This is a genomic window from Saccharospirillum impatiens DSM 12546, from assembly GCF_000423605.1.
Classification (GTDB): domain Bacteria; phylum Pseudomonadota; class Gammaproteobacteria; order Pseudomonadales; family Natronospirillaceae; genus Saccharospirillum; species Saccharospirillum impatiens.
On record NZ_KE384062.1, the window covers coordinates 92,975 to 96,077 of the forward strand.

Below are 3,103 nucleotides of genomic sequence, written 5' to 3' on the forward strand. Positions count from 1 at the left end.
GAAGGGACGCAGGACACGAAGGGACGCAGGACACGAACTGACGTCGGGCTTGAACTGACGTCTCTTCGTGTTTTACGTCACTTCATGTTTTACGTCTTTCAATGTTCTGCGTCCCTTCATGTTTTGCGTCACTAAATGTCCTGCGTCTGTTCATGTTTCACGTCAGTCAACTTCCCGCTACACTGAGGCCAAACCCAACCAACCCGGATCCCATGGCCTTAACTGAAACAATCAGGCAAATTGAAACAGCGTTAACCGATTGGCCGGAAATAAGCATCGCCGTGTTATTTGGCTCCCTTGCAGAAGGCCGTGAAACCGCCAGCAGTGACTTGGACCTTGCCGTGCAGTTGCCCGCGATCATCAGCGCCACACAAAAAATGAAGTTGATGTCAGATCTGGCCAATCAAACGGGCCGCCCGGTTGACCTGGTAGACCTGCGTGATGTCGGGCAGCCTTTGCTGGGTGAGATTGTTGAAAAAGGCATTATGGTACGCGGCGGTACAGAAGCAAAAGGTGACCTCCTGTTCAAAAGCATCATGCTCCAGGAAGATTTTGCCGGGTACCAGCAACGCATCCTTCAAGAGCGCCGAAAAGCATGGATAGAGCCATAGTCGACCAGAAAATTGAATCCCTACGACGCTATTTAGAGCGCGTCAGAACCCGTTTGCCGTCTACAGTAGAGGCACTGCAAAGCGACCCCGACGCCCAAGACATTGTCTCTTTGAACCTAACCCGTGCCGTTCAACTGTGTATCGACCTCGCGGCACACTGGTTGTCTGAGCATGGTGACTATCCGGCACCCAAGACCATGGGCCAAACCTTTGACGTGCTTGCCAGCGGCGGGCTAATCGATTCTGAACTGGCCAGCCGGATGAAGAAAGCCGTAGGGTTTCGAAACATCATGGTCCACAGCTACGATGAAATAGACTGGGCTATCGTTCACACCATTGGTAACCATTACCTGGACGATTTCAAAGCCTTCGCTCGAGCGATTTTGAATACTTAGTTACGAGCTACGAGCTACGAGCTACGAGCTAACAGCTTAAAACTCAAAGCTCGCAGCTCCAAATCTGTGACCCCGTCCCAATCCCCCACAGCCAAACTTGATACACTGCCCCAATAACCAACCCGAGTAAGGATCACTCAATGAAAGCGCGCTATTGGCTGGGCATCGCCATTCTTATTATCGGCGGCGTCACCTTCTACGCCTTGAATCTAAACCCCTCCAAACACCTGCCACGCCTCAAGGTCACCGAGGCCGACATCGACGCACTGATCGACCGCACCTATGAGCAAATGGTGTTTGTCGAAGGTGGTGAGTTTCTGATGGGCGACATCATGCACGATGGGCTTTACTCCACCATGGGTGACGATAACAAACCGGCAGTGGAAGTGACGCTCGACAGTTATTCCATCGGTGCCTATGAAGTGAGTTACCGGGATTTTGACATTTATACGGCGGCGAATAACTTGCCCGGAACGCTCGATGAAGACTGGGCAGTCGGGCAGGAGTGGCGTGAGCCTCAATATCCTGCTGGAACGAGTTGGACGGGTGCCAAGAATTACTGTTTATGGTTAGCGGAAATTACCGGCGATCCTTTTGACTTACCCACCGAGGCGCAGTGGGAATATGCGGCCCGAAGCCGGGGTGTGGATGTGATTTACGGTACTGACGATGGGACGATACGCTTGGGTGAAAATTATGAGGATGGTGTGAATCATGCTTTTCCTTCAGGTACCTTTCCGCCCAACCCACTTGGGCTTTATGATATGTCTGGAAACATTGCAGATTGGGTAAACGACTGGTATGACAAAGACTATTATAAAAAAATGCCCAGTAGCAATCCAAAAGGACCCGCAACAGGATCCCATAAGATTGTTAGAGGTGGTACCTACGCTGAAACATTTACTGGTAGCAACGTTATAGTAAGGGGGGAAATCGATGATATTGAACAGGAATACAAATTAGCAGGATTTCGATGTGCATTGAACTTAGAAGAGCCAAGCTCTGGCTCGTAGCCAACTTAATCTATTCCCATCGTTAGTTAAACCTGACGAGTCAGTGTGTAGCCGGCTTGGGCCATTGTTGCAGCAGTTGAGGCTGTAGCGTTTCTAGCAGGTTGCTCTGGAAGATTGTCTCGCCAGTAACTGAAGAAGCGTGCTTCAACACCATCGAGTGATCCACTGATCAGATCAAACCCATCCCACGCCTTCCAGCCGGTCAGACTGGGGTGTAATGGACCATCGGGACCCATGCGCTCAGTAATTTCAGTATATTCACGCTTACAGGTTATCGTTTCAAGTATTTTGACTATCGCCTCTTCACGGATTTCGGTAAAACCATTCAAGCTCCAATTGTCCGGGTGCAGCCAGACTTTCTTGGTAGCACAGAGTGTTCTTAACATCGATGCCTTGGATTCTGGTGGTGCGAACTGCAACAGGTCTTGCTTGTCTGTTAGAATGTTCTCGGCTAACTGATGAGCAAGCTCATTCTCTTCAAAAGGAAGTTTCAGCGTATCCCACCAAACATCAACTGCTTGAATGGAACTAAGTAATCCATCCGCTAACGCAAGACCTGTTGCCATTACACCTGAAATTACTTTGTGCAATACCATAAAAGCATCATTGTCGATAATCTCCAACTTCCGAAAATCAAACTTCATCAACTGGTGATACACAAACTGCACAAAATCGATCAGGGCGTTAATGCCCACGGTGGCCACCATCTCCCCGCTGGCACCGACGCCAAGCGCAGCCCCCGCCTTGGCTCTGACCATGTACTTGCCATCTTCATAGCCTATGTAGAAACCCAGGGTAAAGCCGGTACCCGCCCGGGCCTGGAACTCGCCACCCAATTCAGCCAGCGCCCGAAAGGCTGGCTGGTCATCGGTACGGGCTTCCAGGTTGTCCCATTCAATGGCTCCGCTGACGCCACAACCGCCGGATACCCCTGTAAAGGCATTCAATTGCACATCGGCCGGTACAAAGTGCGGGTCGTTCTGTTGCGCTTGAATGGCTTCGTCGGCACCTACGCCCCGAATTTCAGGCTGGCCGCCGTTCATGCTGATATCGACGTTGCCGCTTAGCAAAACCTTGGCACCGG

4 protein-coding genes are annotated in these 3,103 nt (G+C 50.9%); 3 read left to right on the forward strand and 1 reads right to left on the reverse strand.

Annotated elements, in window-relative coordinates; genetic code table 11:
* Positions 1-212: 212 nt before the first annotated feature.
* The 3 genes from mntA (at position 213) to G565_RS25550 (ending at position 2,019) form a co-directional block, all read left to right on the forward strand.
* The gene (mntA, locus tag G565_RS0121905; protein ID WP_028672689.1) at positions 213-611 is read left to right on the forward strand and encodes a type VII toxin-antitoxin system MntA family adenylyltransferase antitoxin; all 399 of its coding nucleotides are present in this window, start codon (positions 213-215) and stop codon (positions 609-611) included.
* Entirely contained in the window at positions 596-1,006 is a 411-nt protein-coding gene (gene hepT / locus G565_RS0121910) for a type VII toxin-antitoxin system HepT family RNase toxin (RefSeq protein WP_028672691.1), read from the forward strand. The genes mntA and hepT overlap by 16 nt, the downstream gene beginning before the upstream one ends.
* A 140-nt stretch (positions 1,007-1,146) precedes the next feature.
* Entirely contained in the window at positions 1,147-2,019 is an 873-nt protein-coding gene (locus tag G565_RS25550) for a formylglycine-generating enzyme family protein (protein WP_051208435.1), read from the forward strand.
* Positions 2,020-2,045: 26 nt separating this feature from the next.
* On the opposite strand, the gene G565_RS27155 is transcribed toward G565_RS25550, so the two are convergent.
* The coding region (locus G565_RS27155; protein ID WP_028672690.1) for a hypothetical protein at positions 2,046-3,103 on the reverse strand (1,058 nt) is incomplete at its 5' end.